Origin of the sequence: Rhizobium atlanticum, assembly GCF_030182485.1 — a bacterium.
Lineage (GTDB): Bacteria > Pseudomonadota > Alphaproteobacteria > Rhizobiales > Rhizobiaceae > Rhizobium.
In genome coordinates, this window is record NZ_JAQJCJ010000066.1 from 1 (window position 1) to 3032 (window position 3032).

The following is a 3032-nucleotide window of genomic DNA, read 5'->3' on the forward strand; positions in this document are numbered from 1 at the left end:
CCGTCTTCGACATCGATAATTTCAAACGCATCAACGACCGGCTCGGCCACCACGCCGGCGATCTCGTGCTGCGCGATTTCGCCCACCGCATCCACCAGAATGTCCGCCGCAGCGATTGTTTCGGCCGGGTCGGCGGCGAAGAATTCCTGCTCGTCATGCCGGCCACCGGCCCGGAAGACGCGCTTGCCATGGTCGAGCGCATGCTGACAGTGATCCGCTTCTCCCGGCCGCTGCCGGACTCTCCCGACTTCAGCTACACCTGCTCCGCTGGGATCGCCGCGTGCGTGCCGACGGACAGTGCGTCCGAGCTTTATCGGCGGGCGGATCAGGCGTTGTATGACGCGAAGATGAGCGGCCGGGATCGGGTAAGGGCGGCGTAGGGCGCTGATGCTGGCTCAGTTCCGCGGGCTCCGAACTCAGCCGCGCCCCTAAACATCGCAGACGATATACTGATGATCGGAGACGCTTCCCGCGGGCTGGACGATGACCGTCGCGGGGCCCAGCCCAGGTGAGCAGATGGCATAATCCAGCTTCGAATCATGAGAAGGCAATGTCGCTGTGTTGGGCGGGCAAATAGTGCCGGGGGGCGGCACGGGCCATGCTGCCGGCGACGGAGCGCGGTTGTAGTCGCCGACCGCAATCCAGGGTGGTGGTGCCGCAGCCCCCGGGGCCAATGGGGCGACTGATATGCCGGCCATAAGAGCGGGGGCGTCGGCCCCGCCGCCGCTCAAAGCATGTAGCGTATAGATGCGGCGAATGGCGCCGCCCGTCAGCCTGACTTCAAATCCGATCGCGCCGCGCGATGACGCGGCGCCGGCGGGGGGGATGTAGATCAGATGCGGAGTTTCGATGCTGTCGCGGATGCAGATGCAGAGATTGCAGCGATTGCCGCCCGGATCGGTCTGCAGCCAAAAGACCTTGACGATCAGAGGCTCCCTCCCGACAGCCCAGCTGCCGATGAACATCAGCGCCGCAGGCGGCGGCGCCACCCCTCCGAGCCAGGGCGGATAGTTGGCGGGATTGTATGCGGTAAAGGAGCCGCCGGTCGGCGGAGACGGCCCGGCTTCCTGAATGCAGACGATGTCGGCTGCCACCCTGCGGTCGAGGAAGAATTGTGAAATCACTCCCACGAACTTGCTCTGGCCCGTCCCCACGTTCGAGCCTTGCATATTGATGCCGACAATCCTCATCGTTGCTAACTCAGGTAGTGTTGCAATTAAATGCAATATATGGTTGTTTATCTGAAAAGGCAACGGAGGTGATGCATGCGCTCGCTTTATCGGAAAACGCTGTACAGCAGCTGGCCCTTGCCGGCCAATCTGCATTCGGGGGCAACCTCGGACGCCCCGCCGCCGCCGGTCGGAGGATTCACTGTCATCAACGGCTTTGACATCCCCATCTATCTCAGCTCCGTGCTCTCGCCCGCAAGCAAGACCTACCTCGCTCCGGGATATCCCGGTCAGCTGGTCTTCATTCAGGATGATATCTGCATCCTGCAGGCAGCGCAGACGGGCTCCTATATGTGCTCGATCATAATGCAAACTGAAGGCGACATCGTCACCGCCAACTACATGCTGCTGACTTCGCCTAATGACATCGGACCTGTGCCGCAGCCCACAGCAACCATGCTTGTCCCGCCCGATTCCCCGCGTGTGCTGGTGGGGTGCTCCACGCTTGCCAACGGCAACGCCGTCCTGCGCGAACAATTCTGGGATCGGCAGGGGGATTCCTGCACCCTGGCGCCCGGCGAGAAAAAGACGATCACCACCACGGTGACCACAGGCCGGCAGGAGACTTCCACCCACGAAAGCACCCTGGCGGCGAGCCTCGGCATGAACGCGAACGTCGGTTTCGGGCCGTTCTCGGCAAGCGTGTCATCGAGCCTGAGCATGACCTCGCGCTCCTTCCAGCAAGTGACGGTGAGCGAGCAGAACACCGCCTATTTCGCCGACGAACTGACCAATCCCTATACCGATCAGGCCTGCCTGGTGCTGCGCTGGCAACTGACCGACGTGATCACCATCTTCCAGCCCGACGGCCCACCCTGCGGCTCCGTGATCATCGGCGAAAGCCCGATCATAACGGAAATGTACGGGATCAATGATCTGCCGCAGACGCTGCCGAGATTCGAGCTTGCGGATGAGGATTATGCGCTGATCGCCGATTGAGGGGCGAAGGGCGGGGGGTGTCTCTCGGTGGATTTGTGCTGCGGATCTTCGAGGGAGGTCGTTCCAGCGCCGACGACAAGAAAGATGTCCATACTCTGGATTCTGCGGAAGCGGTTACGTCGTCAGGCGGGAATCCTGCGCAGGGGCCTCGCTCTTGGGTGGGCGAATAGTATGCGACGGCGCCCACTGCGATGGCGGTCTATGATGGCGATGACCGGCTGCGCTATGCCAACAGCGCCTTCCGCTCGGCCTATTTCATCGAGCCGGAGGAAACGCCGCTCTGGCCGGATCTGATGCGGCGCAATTTCGATCTCGGCCGCGGCACCGTTATCCGCACGGATAATTTCGAGGAATGGCTGCGCTCCACCCAGTCGCGCCGCGGCAAGATCGGCTATCGCGCCTTCGAGACGGATCTTTCCGATGGCCGCTGGCTGTGGATGACCGAGGCGGTGCAGAAGAACGGCTGGATGCTCTGCATCGCCAGCGACATCACCCGTCTCAGGGTCCATGGCCGCACTGTCCGGCAGGATCGCGACCAGGCGATCAAGGCCTCCTACACCGACGAACTCACCGGCGTCGCCAACCGCCGCTTCGTCATGGCGCGCGTCGAAGACATGCTTGAAGCCGCCCGTCATGGCAGCAGCGGCTGCCTTGCCGTCTTCGACATCGATAATTTCAAACGCATCAACGACCGGCTCGGCCACCACGCCGGCGATCTCGTGCTGCGCGATTTCGCCCACCGCATCCACCAGAATGTCCGCCGCAGCGATTGTTTCGGCCGGGTCGGCGGCGAAGAATTCCTGCTCGTCATGCCGGCCACCGGCCCGGAAGACGCGCTTGCCATGGTCGAGCGCATGCTGACAG

The 3032-nt window shown here is 62.7% G+C and carries 4 protein-coding genes; 3 read left to right on the forward strand and 1 reads right to left on the reverse strand.

Annotated features, from left to right (window positions below; all coding sequences use genetic code 11):
- Window positions 1–380, forward strand: a 380-nt coding sequence (locus PH551_RS32605) for a GGDEF domain-containing protein (protein ID WP_285196343.1), incomplete at its 5' end; no start/stop codon positions are given.
- A 48-nt stretch (window positions 381–428) separates the two neighbouring features.
- Here the strand turns inward: PH551_RS32605 and PH551_RS32610 are convergent.
- Complete coding sequence (locus PH551_RS32610; RefSeq protein ID WP_285196389.1) at window positions 429–1130, reverse strand: endonuclease/exonuclease/phosphatase family protein; 702 nt, start codon at window positions 1128–1130, stop codon at window positions 429–431.
- Window positions 1131–1265: 135 nt separating this feature from the next.
- Here PH551_RS32610 and PH551_RS32615 point away from each other — a divergent pair, with 135 nt between their 5' ends.
- Both PH551_RS32615 and PH551_RS32620 read left to right on the forward strand, forming a co-directional pair.
- Window positions 1266–2168, forward strand: a complete 903-nt coding sequence (locus PH551_RS32615) for a hypothetical protein (RefSeq protein WP_285196391.1) — start codon at window positions 1266–1268, stop codon at window positions 2166–2168.
- Between the two features lie 191 nt (window positions 2169–2359).
- A partial coding sequence (locus PH551_RS32620) for a GGDEF domain-containing protein (RefSeq protein ID WP_285196392.1) occupies window positions 2360–3032 on the forward strand: 673 nt, incomplete at its 3' end.